The sequence below is a fragment of the Enterococcus sp. DIV1726a genome, assembly GCF_051710985.1.
In the GTDB taxonomy this organism is placed as follows: domain Bacteria; phylum Bacillota; class Bacilli; order Lactobacillales; family Enterococcaceae; genus Enterococcus_B; species Enterococcus_B hirae.
In genome coordinates, this window is sequence record NZ_JBIOLS010000001.1 from 194937 (window position 1) to 213632 (window position 18696).

General features: G+C 38.4%; 15 protein-coding genes. 14 read left to right on the forward strand and 1 reads right to left on the reverse strand.

Annotation, left to right across the window (positions count from 1 at the left end; genetic code table 11):
• Positions 1 to 75 precede the first annotated feature (75 nt).
• From IGJ27_RS00975 to IGJ27_RS01015, 9 genes are all read left to right on the forward strand, one after another.
• Positions 76 to 1452, forward strand: a complete 1377-nt coding sequence (locus IGJ27_RS00975; protein ID WP_178306254.1) for a hypothetical protein — start codon at positions 76 to 78, stop codon at positions 1450 to 1452.
• Positions 1436 to 1900: a YaiI/YqxD family protein gene (locus tag IGJ27_RS00980; RefSeq protein ID WP_088745039.1), complete on the forward strand. Its 465-nt coding sequence runs from the start codon at positions 1436 to 1438 to the stop codon at positions 1898 to 1900. The genes IGJ27_RS00975 and IGJ27_RS00980 overlap by 17 nt, the downstream gene beginning before the upstream one ends.
• A 126-nt stretch (positions 1901 to 2026) precedes the next feature.
• Positions 2027 to 2392 carry a DUF2512 family protein gene (locus IGJ27_RS00985; RefSeq protein ID WP_178306253.1) on the forward strand — a complete coding sequence of 122 codons (366 nt, stop codon included), beginning with the start codon at positions 2027 to 2029 and terminating at the stop codon, positions 2390 to 2392.
• Positions 2393 to 2561: 169 nt separating this feature from the next.
• Positions 2562 to 3638, forward strand: coding sequence for a D-alanine--D-alanine ligase (locus IGJ27_RS00990; protein ID WP_010720335.1), 1077 nt, complete (start codon positions 2562 to 2564; stop codon positions 3636 to 3638).
• A gap of 76 nt (positions 3639 to 3714) precedes the next feature.
• Entirely contained in the window at positions 3715 to 5067 is a 1353-nt protein-coding gene (locus tag IGJ27_RS00995; RefSeq protein ID WP_094940635.1) for a UDP-N-acetylmuramoyl-tripeptide--D-alanyl-D-alanine ligase, read from the forward strand.
• Between the two features lie 322 nt (positions 5068 to 5389).
• Positions 5390 to 6901: a degradosome RNA helicase CshA gene (gene cshA / locus IGJ27_RS01000; RefSeq protein WP_010720333.1), complete on the forward strand. Its 1512-nt coding sequence runs from the start codon at positions 5390 to 5392 to the stop codon at positions 6899 to 6901.
• Between the two features lie 129 nt (positions 6902 to 7030).
• Positions 7031 to 7381, forward strand: coding sequence for a holo-ACP synthase (gene acpS, locus IGJ27_RS01005; RefSeq protein WP_010720332.1), 351 nt, complete (start codon positions 7031 to 7033; stop codon positions 7379 to 7381).
• 15 nt (positions 7382 to 7396) lie between these two features.
• Complete coding sequence (gene alr, locus IGJ27_RS01010; RefSeq protein WP_010720331.1) at positions 7397 to 8518, forward strand: alanine racemase; 1122 nt, start codon at positions 7397 to 7399, stop codon at positions 8516 to 8518.
• Between the two features lie 10 nt (positions 8519 to 8528).
• Positions 8529 to 8891 carry a type II toxin-antitoxin system PemK/MazF family toxin gene (locus IGJ27_RS01015; RefSeq protein WP_010720330.1) on the forward strand — a complete coding sequence of 121 codons (363 nt, stop codon included), beginning with the start codon at positions 8529 to 8531 and terminating at the stop codon, positions 8889 to 8891.
• A 323-nt stretch (positions 8892 to 9214) separates the two neighbouring features.
• On the opposite strand, the gene rpsN is transcribed toward IGJ27_RS01015, so the two are convergent.
• Complete coding sequence (gene rpsN / locus IGJ27_RS01020) at positions 9215 to 9484, reverse strand: 30S ribosomal protein S14 (RefSeq protein ID WP_010736862.1); 270 nt, start codon at positions 9482 to 9484, stop codon at positions 9215 to 9217.
• Between the two features lie 222 nt (positions 9485 to 9706).
• Here rpsN and IGJ27_RS01025 point away from each other — a divergent pair, with 222 nt between their 5' ends.
• From IGJ27_RS01025 to queA, 5 genes are all read left to right on the forward strand, one after another.
• Entirely contained in the window at positions 9707 to 10651 is a 945-nt protein-coding gene (locus tag IGJ27_RS01025) for an NADP-dependent oxidoreductase (RefSeq protein WP_178306252.1), read from the forward strand.
• A gap of 258 nt (positions 10652 to 10909) precedes the next feature.
• A complete protein-coding gene (locus IGJ27_RS01030) occupies positions 10910 to 13615 on the forward strand; it encodes a YhgE/Pip domain-containing protein (RefSeq protein ID WP_178306251.1) in 2706 nt (901 codons plus the stop codon).
• Between the two features lie 560 nt (positions 13616 to 14175).
• Positions 14176 to 15999, forward strand: a complete 1824-nt coding sequence (locus IGJ27_RS01035) for an amino acid permease (RefSeq protein ID WP_010720326.1) — start codon at positions 14176 to 14178, stop codon at positions 15997 to 15999.
• A 159-nt stretch (positions 16000 to 16158) separates the two neighbouring features.
• A complete protein-coding gene (locus tag IGJ27_RS01040; protein ID WP_178306250.1) occupies positions 16159 to 16869 on the forward strand; it encodes a hypothetical protein in 711 nt (236 codons plus the stop codon).
• A 128-nt stretch (positions 16870 to 16997) separates the two neighbouring features.
• Positions 16998 to 18029: a tRNA preQ1(34) S-adenosylmethionine ribosyltransferase-isomerase QueA gene (gene queA / locus IGJ27_RS01045; protein WP_010720324.1), complete on the forward strand. Its 1032-nt coding sequence runs from the start codon at positions 16998 to 17000 to the stop codon at positions 18027 to 18029.
• Positions 18030 to 18696 lie beyond the last annotated feature (667 nt).

Below are 18696 nucleotides of genomic sequence, written 5' to 3' on the forward strand. Positions count from 1 at the left end.
ATTGGTTTCTACTTATGATTAATGCTAGAATGAATGAAAAATAAGTTTTGTAATTACTCGCTAAGGAGTTTTTTTATGTTCGAGAAAATCAAACAATTTGGTCGTAATTTTACGCAATCAACACCTTTTATTTTAGCTAATACGGTTATATTTATTCCTTATCTTTTATTTCTGAATTTGAGCGATGGGGCTAACTGGGCTTCGATTTTACCGTTTACCTTATTTTATACTTTCCGTATGACGGGATTGTTTTTGATCCGCAGTATTCGTTTAGGTCTAGATAGTTATACATTACTGATGATTGCTCTTTTGATGGGAGGTGCGGGTTCGTTATTAGGGATCTTTGGCGTGCTCTATTTCCCTTTGTTTTATTTGTCTAGTATTTTATTGGGATTTAGTGCAGCTTGGCTACTTCCAGCAAATGTGACTGTTAATTACCATGAAAAGCGACAGGGTTTTACGAATATGACAGGCAAAAAATATATCTTTGCGCTACTATTATTGGTTTTGCTTTTTCGCTCGATCGAGTTGTCAGGTACGACCCAAATCGTTGTGACGTTAGGGCTGTATACATTGTTTTATAGCATGGCTTATCACACCATCAGCCATTATCCTAGGTATGAATTGGATTTTAAAGAGATGAAAACAACGATTTTTGTCACGAAAGAATTTGTGCTGTTTATTGTGTTTTTTGTCTTATTGTTTTTGCTTCGAAATGCACGCTTGCTCGTTGAGCCAGAACTGTTTGATCTTACAATTTATGTTTTTCTCTTTTTATTTGTTTTAGCCGCTTTTTATTTAGGGCGAGGCAAAAAAAATTGGCAGTTTCCAAGTTGGCTCAATCTCATGAATTTTTTGAGTGGAATGGTGGGGAACTTTCTCTTTTTGTTTAGTACATTTTATGTAGGAGTTTTGTATGGATTTGATCATTTAGCCACTTATATGTATCTACCTTATATAGCTGGAATGGTCGTCGCTAAGCTGATTGGTAATCGTATCTTACGTAGTTTCCCCTATCCTCCAGTGATCGTCCAGTTGATCGGGCTATCTCTCTCTTTATTGATTTTATTGATCCCGACTGCGTTTGTGATTGGATTGTTTTTCTTAAGTTTTTGTCATGCTGTGATCAGCGGTTGGTTAAATCGTGTGTGTTATGACACTGATACGGATATTCCCATGGATCAACGAGTCATCATTAAATTTACGACACAAAACAAAGGGAGTGTGGTCCATCAATTTCTCTTGATGGGGCTATTATTAGTTCTTACCCGTTGGCTAGAGCTACCCGTTGCAGTGCTGTTGCAGTTGACTGACAAGTTAAGAGTTCCTACGATCAGTGTGCAATTAATGGAATACGCTAAGTGGGGGAACATCAGCTGGTTACTCCTTGGTGTGCTGGGTGTTTATCTATTATGGAAACGAGAGGTGCGGCATCATGCGAATACTGATTGATGGAGATGGTTCGCCGGTTAAGGAAGATGTAATTGAAATTGCTGGTTTGTATCAAGTGGAAGTCATGATCGTGACGAGCGTGGCTCATTACACCCATAAAGAATATCCAGCGTATGTTCATTTTGTGTACGTTGATCAAGGCGCAGATAGCGCAGATTACCGCATTGTAGGATTGATTCGCAAAGGAGATATTCTAATCACACAAGATTATGGGTTAGCTTCTTTAGTTTTACCAAAGAGGGTACGAGTGTTTCATCAAACGGGTAAAGAATTTAGTGCAACAACGATTGACTCCTTGTTAGAACAACGTTACCAAAGTGGAAGGTTGCGCAAAGCAGGTCTGCGGACTAGAGGACCTAAACCTTTTACCACTCAAGATCATCAAAACTTTAGACAGGCATTAATTCAAGCACTTGAACAAGTCAAGTTATCTTCAAACAATGAGTAGCGACAATAGGTTTGTTTTCCCCTCAATTAGTACGATATCTTTGCTTGTATTGTCTTTAAAATGATAAAATAATTAAAGATATTTTATTATCTAATTTTTTTCTAATCTGAGGGGAGAGAGTGGAAAATGAAACATGTAAAAGCATTAATTGTAAAAGCAATCATGATTTGGGCGATTTTATGGATCGTATTAACAGGATTATACGGAGTTAGCTTCATGGATTCGACAATTGTTGGGGTCATTGTCGTTGTGATGATTTATGTATTAGGTGATTTACTCATTTTGCGAAAGGTGGGGAATATTGCGGCGACGATCGCAGATGCCGGTTCTTCCGCAGTCATTTTGTGGGTATATCTTTATTTTATGAATGATACGACGAACATCTGGATGAAAGTTTTGATTCCTGCTTTATTAATTGGCATAGGAGAATGGTTCTTCCATAAATGGTTGTTAAATCAAGGGATTGTCCCTGATGAACGAAAGATGGAATAGATGAAAAACAACAATCGAAAAAGAGGCGCAGGCAGCGATGCCGTGCCTTTTTTCTTGATTTAACAAATAAGTTTATCGACTTTTTGAAAAATAAGCTGTTTGATTCTTTTGATTTTGTGCTAAAATATGAAGTAAAAGTGAAAGATATTGGATACGGGAGGACAATCTTTTGAAGATTACTTTACTATATGGTGGACGCAGTGCAGAACATGATGTTTCAGTTCTTTCAGCGTTTTCAGTCTTAAATGCTATTTATTATACGTACTATCAAGTTCAACTGATATTTATCAGCAAAGAAGGTCAATGGGTGAAAGGCCCTTTGTTAACAGAGAAACCAGCGAGCAAAGAAGACTTACATTTGACATGGGACCCAAGCGGAAAAGTGACAGATGGCTTTACGGGAAGAGTGATCAATCCTGGAGAAATCAAAGAAGAAGGAACGATTGTTTTCCCTGTCTTACACGGACCTAATGGTGAAGATGGAACGATTCAAGGATTTTTGGAAACATTGAACTTGCCATATGTCGGCGCTGGCGTTTTAACAAGTGCTTGTGCAATGGATAAGATCATGACCAAATACATTTTGCAAGCGGCAGGGGTGCCACAAGTTCCTTATGTCCCTGTTTTGAAAAATCAATGGAAAGAAAATCCTAAAAAAATCTTTGATCAATGTGAAGGGTCTTTGCTTTACCCAATGTTTGTCAAACCAGCAAATATGGGTTCAAGTGTAGGGATCTCTAAAGCGGAGAACCGTGAAGAACTGCAAAATGCGCTTGCATTAGCTTATCAATATGATTCTCGTGCGATCGTTGAGCAAGGGATCGAAGCACGTGAAATTGAAGTAGCTGTTTTAGGGAATGAAGACGTGCGTACCACGTTACCTGGTGAAGTAGTCAAAGATGTTGCATTCTATGATTATGATGCGAAATACATCAACAATAAGATTGAAATGCAAATCCCAGCTGAAGTACCGGAAGAGGTCTATCAAAAAGCGCAGGAATATGCAAAAATTGCGTATACAATGCTAGGTGGGAGTGGCTTGAGCCGTTGTGATTTCTTCTTGACGAATAAAAATGAACTATTCCTAAATGAGTTAAATACAATGCCTGGATTCACGCAATTTAGCATGTATCCATTATTGTGGGAAAACATGGGCTTGAAGTATGGCGATTTGATCGAAGAATTGATTCAATTAGGAATCAATCGTTTTAATCAACGACAAGGTTTTTTTGAAGCAAACGAATAGACAATTAAAAATAGAAGCTGGAGCGAATGTCATTCACATTTGTTCCGGCTTCTAAATGCGAAAAGGCGGGTTTTTTATGAAACTAACAGTACAAGAAATCGCTCAAGCTGTAGGAAGCGTAATGAATGATTTAACGGAAATCACAGGTGTGGAGTTCGATAGTCGCAAGATTGAAAAAGGTGGGTTGTTCGTGCCGCTAAAAGGAGCAAGAGATGGACACGAATTTATTCAACAAGCCATGGATAATGGAGCGGTTGCTACTTTTTGGAGTCTGGAAGCGTCCAAAGCACCTAGCGGGATTCGAGTGATTCTTGTGGATGATCCACTAAAAGCAATGCAAGATCTGGCGAAGTACTACCTAGCGAAAGTTGGGGCTGAAGTGGTGGCAATTACGGGAAGTAATGGGAAAACAACGACAAAAGATTTGACTGCTTCAGTTTTAGCTCAAAAGTACAAAACCTATAAAACACAAGGAAATTACAACAATAATATTGGATTGCCTTATACGATTTTGCACATGCCGATGGATACCGAAAAAATCGTTTTAGAAATGGGGATGGATCATGCCAGAGAGATCACTGAGCTTTCTTTGATTGCCCGACCTAAAGTAGCGGCTATTACGATGATTGGTGAAGCACATATTGAAAACCTTGGCTCACGAGCAGGAATCGCGCAAGCAAAAATGGAAATTGTTGATGGTTTGAGAGAAGATGGGCTGTTGATTATCCCAGAAGAAGAACCATTATTGAAACCTTTGACTGAAAGTTTGACTCAAAAAATTGAAACGTTTGGATTAAATACAGGGCAGCTACAGGCGGAGGTAACGAGTGAAGAGAAAACAGCCACACATTTTATCGTCAATGATGAATCGTTCATGATTCCTCTTCCTGGAAGTTATAATGTCACCAATGCGTTGATTGCTTATGCTGTTGGGCAATTTTTTGGTCTGCCAACGGAAGCCATCCGTCTAGGTTTAGCAAGTGTCACAGTGACGCAAAATCGTACGGAGTGGCTAAGTGCTGGAAATGGTGCGGGGATTCTAAGTGATGTCTATAATGCGAATCCTACAGCAATGGGATTGGTCTTAGATACTTTTGCCAACTTACCAACAAAAGGGAGAAGACTTGCTGTACTTGCGGACATGCTGGAATTAGGACCAGATGCTTTGAAGATGCACGCAAGTATGGCTGAACATCTTGATCCAGCTGATTTTGCGGGAGTCTATTTATATGGGCCCCAAATGAAAGCATTATATGAAAAGTTGAACGAAAAGTATCCAGATTTATACGTACAATATTTTGAAACAGATAAAGAACAACTCATTGCAACGGTGAAAGAAGAAATACGTCCGGAAGATAGCATCGTTTTAAAAGGAAGCAATGGAATGGGATTGATTGATGTCGTTAAACAATTGCAAGGAATGAAATAATAAACTGCAAACTTGCAGAAAATAAGAAATTATGCTAGAATAACCTATTGCCGAAAGATGAAGAGAAATTGGACTGGTTCTTTCGTTTATGTAAATTGCTAGAGCCAGATGTCATAACAATGATAAAGCTGAACGCGACCCGTTTGGCTTTTCTAATGCCTAAACTTCGCAAAGTGATTTTTCGGTGGTGCCACAGGGGCTAAGAATGAGTAAAAACGTACGTGGCCACTGTCAAAAAGAACCAAACACTTTGACCGAACAATCGACGGGGTAGCAAAAATTAAGCTACATCCTCAGTTAACAACCATATAGGAGGATTCATTTGAAATTTAAAGAATTAGAATTATCACCAGAATTATTGAAATCAGTAGAGCGTGCTGGTTTTGAAGAAGCAACACCGATCCAGTCAGAAACAATCCCTTTAGCATTGTCTGGAAAAGATGTGATTGGACAAGCACAAACAGGGACTGGTAAGACGGCTGCTTTTGGTTTGCCGATGTTAGAAAAAATCGACACTAATCGCCACGAATTGCAAGGGTTAGTCATTGCACCGACACGTGAATTAGCGATCCAAACACAAGAAGAGCTTTATCGTCTTGGTCGTGATAAAAGAGTACGTGTACAAGCTGTTTACGGAGGCGCTGATATCGGTCGCCAAATCCGTGGATTGAAAGATCGTCCACATATTGTCGTAGGAACACCTGGACGTATGCTGGATCACATCAACCGCCACACATTGAAATTAGGAACAGTGGAAACATTAGTTCTAGATGAAGCAGATGAAATGTTGAACATGGGCTTTTTGGAAGATATTGAAAGTATTATTTCAAAAGTACCTGAAGAACGCCAAACATTATTATTCTCAGCAACAATGCCACCTGCAATCAAAAATATCGGCGTGAAATTCATGAAATCACCAACACACGTGAAGATCAAAGCGAAAGAAATGACAGCTGACTTAATCGATCAGTATTATGTTCGAGCAAAAGAATATGAAAAATTCGATATCATGACACGTTTGTTCGATGTCCAAACACCAGAACTTACGATTGTTTTTGGTCGTACAAAACGACGTGTTGATGAATTGGCACGTGGATTAGAAGCTCGCGGTTATCGTGCAGAAGGAATCCATGGGGACCTTTCACAACAAAAACGAATGAGTGTTTTACGTTCATTTAAAAATGGTCATTTAGATATTTTAGTTGCTACGGATGTAGCTGCACGTGGTTTGGATATTTCAGGCGTGACTCACGTCTACAACTATGACATTCCACAAGATCCAGAAAGTTATGTTCACCGTATCGGACGTACAGGTCGTGCGGGTAAAGGCGGGATGTCAGTGACATTCGTTACGCCAAACGAAATGAGCTACCTACATGTTATTGAGAACTTAACGAAAAAACGGATGGCTACTCTACGTCCACCAACTGAAAAAGAAGCATTCAAGGGACAACTAGGTGCTGCAGTGGAACAAATTGAAGCTAAGCTTGAAGAAAACGGCTTAGACAAGTATTTGCAAACAGCAGATAAATTGCTTGAAGAGTATTCTGCACAAGATTTAGTAGCTTTGTTACTAAAAACGACTGCGAAGGATCCTTCTGATGCAATACCAGTTAAAATCACTCCAGAACGTCCATTGCCAATGCAGAAAAAAGGCTATAATAAAAATGGCAAACGTGGCGGCGGAAATAACCGTAATCGACGCGATAATAACAACTACCGTGGCAACAAATCAAAAGGTGGCTACAGTAAAAATAATAACCATCAAAAAGATGGCGGTAAGCGTCAAAACGATAAAAAACGTGGATTTGTGATCCGTACAAATAACGATTAATAATAAATGATAAGCTTCTCTTTTTTAAGAGGAGCTTTCTTTTTAGTTATTTATGGACATATTGGTGGTAAAATACCGAGAATTTGGTAGAATGAGAGTGTTCTAAAATTTTTGAAAAGAGTAGAGTCTATGATTAAAGGAATTGGGATTGATGCAGTTGAGTTACCAAGGATTGCAAAGATCATCAAAGAAAAACAAAATTTTATCGACCGAGTGTTGACGCCAAATGAAATCGAGCAATTTCAAATCCTGCCTTTTCACCGACAAGTAGAATTTCTCGGAGGGCGTTACGCTTGCAAAGAAGCTTTTTCAAAAGCGTGGGGAACTGGTATTGGTAAGGTGACGTTTCAAGAAATTGAAATTTTAAAAAATGATGCAGGACAACCTGTAGTCACAAAATCACCTCATTCAGGTACTTGTTTTGTTAGTATCACGCATACGGATGAATTAGCGTTTGCACAAATTATTTTAGAAGATTAGAAAGAAGGAAAAATCATGGTTGTCGCTTGGCACCGACCTACAAGAGTCATTATACATACAAAAGCTATTACTGAAAATGTCAAAAAAGAATTAGCTAGATTACCAAAAGGAAAAGAGCTATTTGCTGTAGTCAAAGCAAATGGTTACGGGCACGGAGCAGTCCAGACAGCAGAAGCTGCACTGGCTGGAGGTGCTACTGGATTTTGTGTGTCTAATCTAGACGAAGGGATTGAATTGCGGGAAGCGGGATTCACACAACCTATTTTAGTGTTGAATATGATTCCCATTGACGCATTGACTTTAGCGGTTGTCCATGATTTATCGATCACTGTAGGAAACAAAGAATGGTTAGAACAGGCTGTTGAATATCTGCAAGAAAGAAAGCTGAAACATGCGTTAGCACTTCATTTGAAAGTTGATACCGGCATGGGACGGATTGGTTTTTTGACACCTGAAGAAGTTGTAGAGGCAGTTTCATTTATTCAAGAAAGTGCTGTATTGGAATGGGAAGGGATCTTCACCCATTTCTCAACGGCTGATCAAGCGGATGAAACGTATTGGCAACAGCAACATCAACGTTTTATAGAGACAATCGATGCATTGCCTGCTTTACCTAAGTATGTTCATGTAAGTAATAGTGCTACTGCTTTATGGCATGATGAAAAAATTGGTAACATGATTCGTTTTGGTGTAGCAATGTATGGGCTAAATCCTTCAGGGCATGCACTGCCAGAACCGTATCCATTGGAACCCGCACTAGAGTTAGTTTCCGAGTTGATCCAAGTGAAACGTTTGGCTAAAGGTGAAGGCATCGGCTACGGGGAAACCTATATTACCGATCAACCAGAGTGGATCGGGACGATCCCGATTGGCTATGCGGATGGCTGGTTACGAAACATGCAAGGCTTTTCCGTCCTAGTGGATGGAAATTTATGTGAAATTGTCGGACGTGTGTGTATGGATCAAATTATGATCCGTTTACCTCAGGAAGTTCCACTGGGAACAAAGGTTACTTTGATTGGTAAAAATCAGGAAAAAGAGATATCGATGCAAGCAGTAGCGGATCAATTAGGTACGATCCACTATGAGGTAGCCTGTGTACTAGGAACGCGCATTCCTAGAGAATATGAAGAGTAAGGAGAATCCTATGGTAAAAAGAGGAGACATTTATTTTGCTGACCTTTCTCCAGTCGTGGGTTCAGAACAAGGCGGGACACGACCTGTCTTAGTTATTCAAAATAATTTAGGGAATCATTTTAGTCCAACGATTATTGTGGCGGCCATTACTGCCAAAATGGCCAAACCTAAATTGCCTACGCATATTGGAATAAAAGCAACTGGTACTGGAATCGAACGTGACTCTGTCATTTTACTTGAACAGATCAGAACAATTGATAAATCAAGATTAAAAGAAAAAGTTTGTCATTTAGATCGAGGAATTATGTCAGAAGTCGATCATGCACTTAAAATCAGTGTAGGTATCGAAGCATTGACCCCTGTCGCTAAATAAGCACATTATGCCTTTACATATAAAAGGAACAAGCTAATTATCTTGAATGTCAATCAACAAAGGTTATAAGAGAAATCGTTGGATCTGAGCGTTAATGATGTCAATCGCTATACGGTCATTTCTGACTCTTAATAAAAAATGCTGGATAATGATAAGAAAAAAGTTGAGTCAGCATTGTTCAACTTATAAAAAAGCCGTAAGGACCAAAAATAGTTTTCCTATCTTTAGTCCTTACGGCTTTTTTTATATGTGTTTGATTAGTTTATCTTATTCAGAGAGTGACTGCTATTTTGCCAGAATATCTTTCGTCTGTCTAATACTAATTACCAACTAGCTTTTTTGACACCAGGGATCAGTCCTTGATGAGCTAGTTCGCGAAATTTCACACGAGACATGCCGAATTTTCGCATATATCCGCGAGGACGTCCATCGATCAAGTCACGGTTTTTCAAACGCTCAGGGCGTGCATCTAAAGGTAATTGACGTAAGGCTTCATAATCTTTATTCGCTTTTAACTCTTGTCGTAAATCAGCATAGCGGGCAATCATTTCTTGTTGTTTTCTAGCTTTTGCAATTTTTGATTTTTTTGCCATATTTTCCTCCAATAATCTCTTTAATTTTTCAAATCGTAAAAATTACGGTTTAGTGTAGATACCTTAACATAGTGTGAGAAATAAAACAATTATTTTGTTTCTAAAAATGTTTAGTCCTTCTCTTGTTCTCTATGAAAGAGAAAGGCCACCGATGCGATTAAAACAGTTTTTTTGTCAAATAGTGGTGTTACACGTAAACTAGAAGAAAAGGAGGGGGTAGAGATGCGTAGGTTTGCTATTAGTGGTTATGGGCCAGCTGAAAAGGTGTTTAAAGAAATAGTAGACACACCAAGGAAGGTCACGCCAAATCATCTTCGTGTGGAATTGAAAGCGTTTAGTATCAATCCTTATGATGTCGCTTTGCGTTCAGGAAAGATGAAGGAAGTCCGAACCTTAACATTCCCTTACGTATTAGGGAATGATGGTGCTGGAATCGTGACGGAAGTAGCAAGTGACGTCGATTCATTTGCTGTGGGGGACCGTGTAGTCGTTCATCCTGTGTCAGGTGCTTACGGTGAAGAAATCGTCTTACCAGCAAGTAAAGTGGCTAAAATACCAGATGAAATGAGTTGGGGAGAAGCAGCTGCAATGGTAACGACGGGGATCACTGCTTACAATGTGATTAATCATCTGCTAACGATCCAACCAACTGATACGGTAATGGTGACCGGAGCTTCAGGAGGCGTAGGAACTAGTTTGATCCAATTACTTCATCAAAAAGGGATTCGGACGTTAGCTAGTGCATCAAAGACAAATGAAGAATTAGTCCGAAGTTTAGGCGTTACTCATTTTTCTTCTTATGATCAAGAAAATCCTGGAGAAGTATTCAGTAATCAAGCAGATATTGTGATCGATGCGACGAAAGGAAGCATCGCGGGAGACATGGCTATCAAAATTATGAAAGAAGAAGGTCATTATGTTGCGTTGAACGAATTGCCTTCCCTTGCATCTCGTCAGAAAAAAAATGGGTTTTATGAGACTTTTGTTCCTAGAAAAGAATACTCAGATCAAGAAGCTTTGACTCATTTAATTGCTGCATATAAAACAGGAAATTACCATATTTTTGTAGCAGAAGAATTAGCTGCAACTCTTGATCATTTAATCTGGGCGCACCATCAACTTGAAGGACACCCCTCTGCAGGTAAAATCGTATTAACTTATGATTAGAGCTGGGCTGGTAAAAGGAGCAAACTTTTTCTGGATGCGTTTTCTTCTTCTGATTTTTAGCATGAAAATTTCTTTCTGCTTTATTTAATGGTAAAGTGGTACATGTAAAATTTAACTATTTCTTCAATTCTATGGTCAGACAATCGGACAGTTTGACTATTATGTCTAAATTATCGAGCTTTTTGAAAAAAGGGAATTGAAAATTACATGATTTACATGGTAAAGTAATGCAGCTGAAAAAAGAAGAAGGGGATATTTATGCGGTCAATCAAAAACACATTAAAATTATATCTACTTGACTGGAAAAGAATTTTTAAAAATCCAATTGCTACACTTTTGATCATTGCAATTATGATTATCCCTTCATTATATGCGTGGTTCAACATCAAAGCGTTATGGGATCCTTACGGAAATACCGGTGAATTGCCTATTGCGGTTTACAGTGCAGATCAACCGGCAGAATTTCGAGGGAAAGAAGTCGCAATTGGGAAAGAAGTGATCAAATCACTTCATGACAATAAACAACTCGGATGGCAATTCGTTGACTCAAAAGCAGAACTGGAACAAGGGGTTCGTTCTGGGAAATATTATGCAGGAATCTACTTACCGAAGGATTTCTCAGAAGACTTGTTAAGTTTTACGAGTGGAGAGATCAGAAAGCCAAAAATCGAATACACGGTGAATGAGAAAATCAATGCGATTGCTCCTAAGATCACCGATAAAGGAGCTTCTGCGATCCAAACCCAAATTACAGATGAATTTATCAAGACAGCTAGTTCAACGTTATTGAAGGTCTTTAACGAGATCGGTTATGACATTGATTCGAATCTAGTAAGTATCAATAAGGTCAAATCAATGATACTTTCAACGGATGAGAACCTTGATACGATCGACGGTTATACGCAACAAGTACTCGATTTACAAAAACAACTACCTTCTATTAAAGAAAAGTTAAACAAAGCCAATGAATTTGTGGACTATCTCCCACAAGTCGATGAAATGGGACAAAAAGTGGTTGCACTGAATGATAAAATGCCACAGCTCCAAGAGCAAGCGAAAATCATTTTAGATTTACAACAAAAAATACCGGAAATCCAAAATGCAGGTCGACAAATTGCTGAGATCGATCAGGATTTTTCATCGATCCAAGAAACGATGGATCAAGGAATCACTGAAGCGAAACAAGGGTTGTCGATCATTCAACAAGTCCAAGAAATCTTACCTGACGTGAAGAAATTAGAAACACAAGCAAACGACCTAGCTACTCAAACAAAATCAGGTGCAGAGCAATTAAAAGACGCATTACCAGGTATCACAACAAGTGTGAATACAACGATACAATCGATTAGTCAGGTAGCAACGTCTATTGATTCATTCACAGCGAGTGTCGATCAGGCAATTGCAGATAATCAATTGACGGAAGAAGAGAAGGGAAACTTACTCAAATTATTGGATAATCTCTACAATAGTTTACCAGCACAGCAACAAGCGATTGATCAGTTGATTACCTTTTTGACACAGTTACAGAATCAAACGGGTAATACCAAGCTCCAAAAACTAATCGATACATTGAATAGTATCAAGCCAGTTCTAAGCGGCTTACAAAATCGTCTGCCTGCGTTGAAACAAGCCATTCAAGAAGGCAATATCGATAACGTAAGAAATATCTTAGGGCAAATTCAAACTGCTGCTAAAAATGTCAATAACTTGATTGCTGGAATCGATGTGAACCAAGTCAGTTCAACTGTGGATTCACTATTAAATCAAGTCATCAGTACGATTGAAACAGCTCAAGGTGCGTTAAGCAAGGCTGACCAAATCGATTTTGATTCGCTGTTAAATTCAACAAAAGCAACAGTGACCAATGCAGTGGCGATATTAGAGAAGTACCAAAAAGAAATGCCAGCGATCGGACAAGAGATCCATGATGCAAACACCATGTTGAATGGTAATATGGAAACGATCGTCAATGGGATCAATAAAGGAGCCGATCTGTATAATAATGATTTGCCAGTGTTAGCCAACAAATTGAGTACAGCTGCTAACTTTATCCAAAATGACTGGCCAACGATCAAAAATGAAATCACAAGTACGATGACAACAGCGAATGAAAAAATGCCACAAGTTGAAACGGCAGTAAATGCAGCAGCTGATTTGATCAATAATGATTGGCCAAACATCAAGACAGGTATCCAAAAAGCAGCAGATGCTATTCGTAAAGGAGAAAAAGAAGTTGATCTAGGAGAAGTGATCAAATTATTGAAACTAGATGCCACGAAAGAGAGTGACTTCTTTACGCAACCAGTAGAATTAAAAACCAATACGATGTATCCAATTGCAAACAACGGATCGGCAAGTACGCCATTTTATACAGCACTTTGCTTGTGGGTGGGAGCTGTCTTACTCTCAAGTGTAGCGACAACCGATTATTATCTCGGTAAAAAAGAAAGAAACAATTTTACAAAACGAGAACAATTTGTTGCTCGAATGCTCACGTTCTTAACGATGGCTATCGCACAAAGTTTGATCGTTACTTTAGGAAATATCTTTTTATTAGGTGTAGATGTCCATAATCCAGTTTACAGCGTGTCCTTTGCCGTTTTGATCTCGCTAGCCTTTATGATGATCGTGTATGTTTTAGCGGCGCTATTTGATAATGTTGGAAAGGGACTTGCGATCATTATCCTCGTGCTATCGATTTCTGGTGGAGGTGGGAACTATCCTATCCAAGTATCAGGGAAGTTCTTCCAAATGATCAATCCATTCTTGCCATTCACTCATGCGGTTAATCTATTACGAGAATCAGCAGGAGGAATCTATTGGCCAAATGCTGCAAATGCGATTTGGATCATGATTGGTCTATTCGTTAGCTTTGGTGTTATTGGAACGGCAGTTGCGCCTTATGTCCAAGAAAAAATGGTCAAATTCAAAGAAGCAGCACATCAGAGTCATATTTTCCACTAGTAGTTAAAGCAATAACCAGTTTGAAAAAAGAAGACCTTGTTAGACAGAAATAGTCATGTATTTTCGTCTGACAAGGCCTTTATTTTATTAACAGAGCTTAGGTGATCAGAGGAGCTATTTTTTTCTTTTTGTAGAAACAACGAGTTTAATTGAAAAAATTGAAAATAGAAAAGTAAAGTGTGTTATGGCTGATTCCACAATGATTGATGATTGCTAGAAAAAATCACAGTCCGTTTACTTATTTTTTGGAAAGTGCTGGTTGTTCAAGTTCTACGAAAAGTAAAAGTTTTTATTGAATAGGAAAGAAAAATCTCGATGAGTGAGATGTTACATTTTTTGACAGAAAAGGAAAAAAGTCGTTGAAATGTAAGGCATTTGCTAATTTAACGTACGATTGAAAAAAATACTGTTTTTTTTCTAATTTTTTTCAATTAATTTTATGAAAGTTTATTGACTTTTATATTATGGGAGCGTACTATAACATCTTGTTTAAGATAAATTTTTTTTAATTTTGACAATAATAATTTTGAAGTAAATATGTGTGTAAAGGAGTAAAAAAATTGGACTACTTAAAAAGGTTGTTAGTAGGTAAGCCGTTGAAATCTGCTGAAAACGACGAGCATAAATTAACTCGTTTTGCCGCGTTAGCATTGCTGTCATCGGATGCCCTATCATCCATTGCTTACGGTACAGAGCAGATTGTGGTTGTTTTAGTTGCCTTGTCAACTGCAGCCATTTGGTATTCGCTGCCAATTGCAGCATTTGTTATTATTCTATTGATTTCATTAACTCTCTCTTACCGTCAAATCATTCACGCGTATCCTCAAGGCGGAGGAGCTTACGTCGTCAGCAGTGAAAACCTTGGGAAAAATGCCGGGTTGATCGCTGGAGGTTCCTTGTTGATCGACTATATGTTGACGGTAGCTGTTTCCGTGTCAGCTGGTGCCGAAGCGATTACCTCGGCAATTCCCGCATTGTATGGTCACCAAGTAGCAATCTCAGTTGCAATCGTATTGCTCTTGATGATGCTGAATTTACGCGGGTTAAGGGAATCGGCTTCTTTCTTGCTATTCCCTGTTTACACGTTCATCATTGTGATTACGTTGCTAATTGCGGTCGGACTGTTTAATATCATTACTGGTGCCGTACCATTACATGCAACAGCCTTACCTGGAGCTGCAATCCCAGGGGTGTCGATCGCATTGATTTTGCGAGCATTCTCTTCAGGTTCTTCTTCTTTAACAGGGGTTGAAGCAATTAGTAATGCCGTACCATTTTTCAAGAAACCTCGAGCAAAAAATGCAGCAGCAACTTTAACAATGATGGCTTTGATCTTAGGCTTCTTCTTTGTCGGTATCACGTTCATCAACTATTGGTATGGGATCGTACCTGAAAAAGAAGTTACTGTATTGTCTCAGATCGGGAAAGCTGTCTTTGGCCATGGCGTATTGTATTATGTATTACAATTTGCTACCGCTTTGATCTTGGCGGTTGCTGCCAATACTGGATTCTCTGCATTCCCAGTATTAGCATACAATTTGGCAAAAGATAAGTTCATGCCACATATGTATCAAGATCGTGGCGATCGTTTAGGGTACTCAAATGGGATCATGACATTAGCTTTTGGTTCGATCATTCTCTTATTTATTTTCCATGGTTCAACGGAACGCTTGATTCCGTTATACTCGATCGGTGTATTTATTCCTTTTGCGCTATCGCAAACAGGAATGGTCGTTAAATGGAAAAAAGAAGGAAAGAACTGGTTAGGAAAATCTATTGCAAATATCACAGGTGCGTTTATCTCTTATGCGATCATTGCGATTTTGTTCGTTTACCGCTTAGGTGATATTTGGCCATTCTTTATCATCATGCCAATTGTGATGTATATTTTCTATCGCATTCATGATCACTACAAAAAGGTAGCAGAACAGCTGAGACTGGAAACGGACGCCAAGTTACATGACTATGATGGAAATACCGTGCTGGTTTTAGTAGGAAATGTCACACGTGTTAATATCGGTGCGATCAATTATGCTCGTTCGATCGGGGATTATGTGGTGGCCATGCACGTGTCATTGGATGAAGATATAGCAAAAGAAAAAGAAATTGAAGCAGACTTTAAGAAACATTTTCCTGATGTCCGTTTTTCAGTTGTCCATTCTTCTTATCGTTCCATTGAAAATCCAATTATCCGCTACGTTGATCTGGTAAGTAAAAATGCCGCAAAACAAAACTATACGACGACAGTATTGATTCCACAGTTTGTACCAAACCGTCGTTGGCAAAATATCTTACACAATCAAACAAGTTTACGATTAAGACTTCGTTTATCTTGGCGAGAAAATATCGTGATAAGTACGTATAGTTATCATTTGAAGAAATAAATGTTAAAGACCAGAAAATGCTTGAGTGAGAAACTCAGGCATTTTTTTATTTATTTATTTTCTAATTACAAAAAAAATAAATAAAAAAGTGTCACTCAATTGATGTATTTTTTTAGTAGAACATGTTTATCCAATTTATTTGAAGGAGCTGAAAAGACAATGGCACAATATTATAGAAATACTGAAAATGGAAAAGTCTTGACGGAAGATCAATATAAAGAAATCAAGGATCAAATGGGCAACTTTCAAAAAGTATCTGACGATCAACTCAATAAGTCAGAAATGTTGATGGCTAAAATTGCTTCAGGTGATCTAAATGATTATTCTTCTTTTTATGAAATGGAAGATCTAGCTCTGGATCCAAACATCGAAGTAGAGCCGGAAAATACACTAATAGTGATCAACATGGCGGAAGATGTTCACTGCTTAGAAGTGTTCAATAAACTTAAAAGAAATGATCTAAAACCAGATGTTGAGGTTCAACAAGTGATGTTAGCTCAACGCGCGTTTGACGAAAGAGGATTCACAGTGATGGATTTTGAGAATCTTTCAGGCGAAAAGAATGAGTGGCGTGATAGTATTTTAGGTATTATCATTGGCTTTATCGGTGGTCCATTAGGGGCGATTTTTGGCTGGGCAATTGGCGATGTCATTGGTTTTGGGCAAGCGCATCATGCAGAGAAAAAATCTAAAAATGTTTTTCATTATATTGCTAACTGTATCCCAGAAGGACAAGAAGGGGTCTTAGCGATTGTCAAAGAAATGGATGCAAAGAAATTGAATGACTTAATCACTGTGGAGTTTGGAGGCACAATTAAACGTTTTGAACTCAATCATATCAATGAGGCAATCAAATCTATAAAAAAATAAAACGATCACTTGCAAGAAATCGGTTTGTTCGTTCGTTTCTCTTTCTTCTTTTTTCGAGTGCGGGTTTTGCCAAGGCAACAGTAAAAATGTTAGAATGACAAGGCAGAAGATAGAAAGTGAGTGACGATATGTTAACAACAGAAGATTTTGACTTTGATTTACCAGAAGAGTTGATCGCTCAAACACCCCTAAAAGACCGTGACCATTCTCGGTTACTAGTTTTAGATCGTACAACTGGGGAAATGTCGGATAAACATTTCCATGACATCTTAGAAGAATTGCATCCAGGAGATGCGCTAGTGATGAATAATACACGTGTGTTGCCAGCTCGTTTATATGGTGAAAAAATTGAAACAGGTGCACACCTCGAAGTATTACTTTTGACAAATACAGAAGGAGATACTTGGGAAACGTTGATCAAACCGGCAAAACGAGCAAAAGTAGGCACGCGGATTACCTTTGGTGATGGTCGCTTACAAGCAGTTGTCAAAGAAGAATTAGAACATGGCGGAAGAATCATTGAATTTGAATACGAAGGTATTTTTCTTGAAACGTTGGAATCATTGGGCGAAATGCCTTTACCTCCTTATATCAAAGAACGTTTAGAGGATCCAGATCGTTACCAAACTGTTTATGCAAAAGAAAACGGGTCAGCAGCAGCTCCTACAGCTGGATTACATTTTACCAAAGAATTGTTAGCAGAAATCGAAGCAAAAGGGGTAGAACTCGTTTATTTGACACTTCACGTAGGGTTAGGAACATTCCGGCCGGTCAGTGTGGACAAGATTGAAGAACACCATATGCACAGTGAATTTTATCGTCTAACAGAAGAAGCAGCAAGTCGCTTAAATCAAGTCCGTCAAAATGGTGGCAAGATCATCGCCGTAGGAACGACTTCGATCCGTACACTTGAAACGATTGGAACCAAATTTGATGGTGAAATCAAAGCAGATAGTGGTTGGACAGATATTTTTATCACACCAGGTTATCAGTTTAAAGTAGTAGAGGCCTTTTCAACAAACTTCCATTTACCAAAATCAACGTTAGTCATGTTAGTGAGTGCCTTTGCTGGACGAGAATTAACATTAGCAGCTTACCAACATGCTATTGATGAACGTTATCGCTTCTTTAGTTTCGGCGATGCAATGTTTGTCAAATAAAGATAAAAAAGCTGTTTCAATACAATTAAACAAAATGGCAGTAATTGCCCATTATAAATTATCAGTCAAAGAATCCTCAACTAGAAAAATGGGTTCTTTGACTGATTTTTTTCTATTCTTTGTTTTAGTTGGAATTAAAAAGTGTAGGAGACATGGATTCGTTTATTGCAGAAGATAAATAAACTCAGGCGACAAAAAAAGCTGGGCTCTCGATAAGCCCAGCTCTTCGTATGCGGAAGGAATCAAATAAACAAAATAAGTGTAACTTTCCATGACCCATGCAAAGTACCGTGTTGAATTTCTTCTTGATAAACAAAAAATCTTGTTTTTGTTACATCTTCAACAGTTGAAACATCTCTTGATTCTATTCAGTTTTCAGATATTCATGTTCTTCTTTTTTACGTATCATGTTACTTCTGGTTTAGATACTGCATGATCTAACGCCTCATACGCATTCACTATTTGTAAAAGATTATACTTCATATGACCTCATTGGTGAAACCTGTACCTTTTAACAACTTTGTTTGCTTATACTAATCTATCGAGAAATTCTTTTGTTTATTTGATGGTATCCTCCTTCCTTACACTTATAATATAGCACACTTTGTTAGCGGTTGCAAAAAAGAAGCTCACGAGATATGCTTATTTTAGAGAAGCAACAAGCGGT

Bases quoted from the DNA above. Each gene is read 5' to 3' on its own strand.
- IGJ27_RS00995 (WP_094940635.1), top strand. From the start codon at position 3,715: ATGAAACTAACAGTACAAGAAATCGCTCAAGCTGTAGGAAGCGTAATG.
- acpS (WP_010720332.1), top strand. From the start codon at position 7,031: ATGATTAAAGGAATTGGGATTGATGCAGTTGAGTTACCAAGGATTGCA.
- queA (WP_010720324.1), top strand. From the start codon at position 16,998: ATGTTAACAACAGAAGATTTTGACTTTGATTTACCAGAAGAGTTGATC.
- IGJ27_RS01025 (WP_178306252.1), top strand. From the start codon at position 9,707: ATGCGTAGGTTTGCTATTAGTGGTTATGGGCCAGCTGAAAAGGTGTTT.
- IGJ27_RS01030 (WP_178306251.1), top strand. From the start codon at position 10,910: ATGCGGTCAATCAAAAACACATTAAAATTATATCTACTTGACTGGAAA.
- IGJ27_RS00980 (WP_088745039.1), top strand. From the start codon at position 1,436: ATGCGAATACTGATTGATGGAGATGGTTCGCCGGTTAAGGAAGATGTA.
- IGJ27_RS01040 (WP_178306250.1), top strand. From the start codon at position 16,159: ATGGCACAATATTATAGAAATACTGAAAATGGAAAAGTCTTGACGGAA.
- alr (WP_010720331.1), top strand. From the start codon at position 7,397: ATGGTTGTCGCTTGGCACCGACCTACAAGAGTCATTATACATACAAAA.
- IGJ27_RS00975 (WP_178306254.1), top strand. From the start codon at position 76: ATGTTCGAGAAAATCAAACAATTTGGTCGTAATTTTACGCAATCAACA.
- IGJ27_RS00985 (WP_178306253.1), top strand. From the start codon at position 2,027: ATGAAACATGTAAAAGCATTAATTGTAAAAGCAATCATGATTTGGGCG.
- rpsN (WP_010736862.1), bottom strand. From the start codon at position 9,484: ATGGCAAAAAAATCAAAAATTGCAAAAGCTAGAAAACAACAAGAAATG.
- IGJ27_RS01015 (WP_010720330.1), top strand. From the start codon at position 8,529: ATGGTAAAAAGAGGAGACATTTATTTTGCTGACCTTTCTCCAGTCGTG.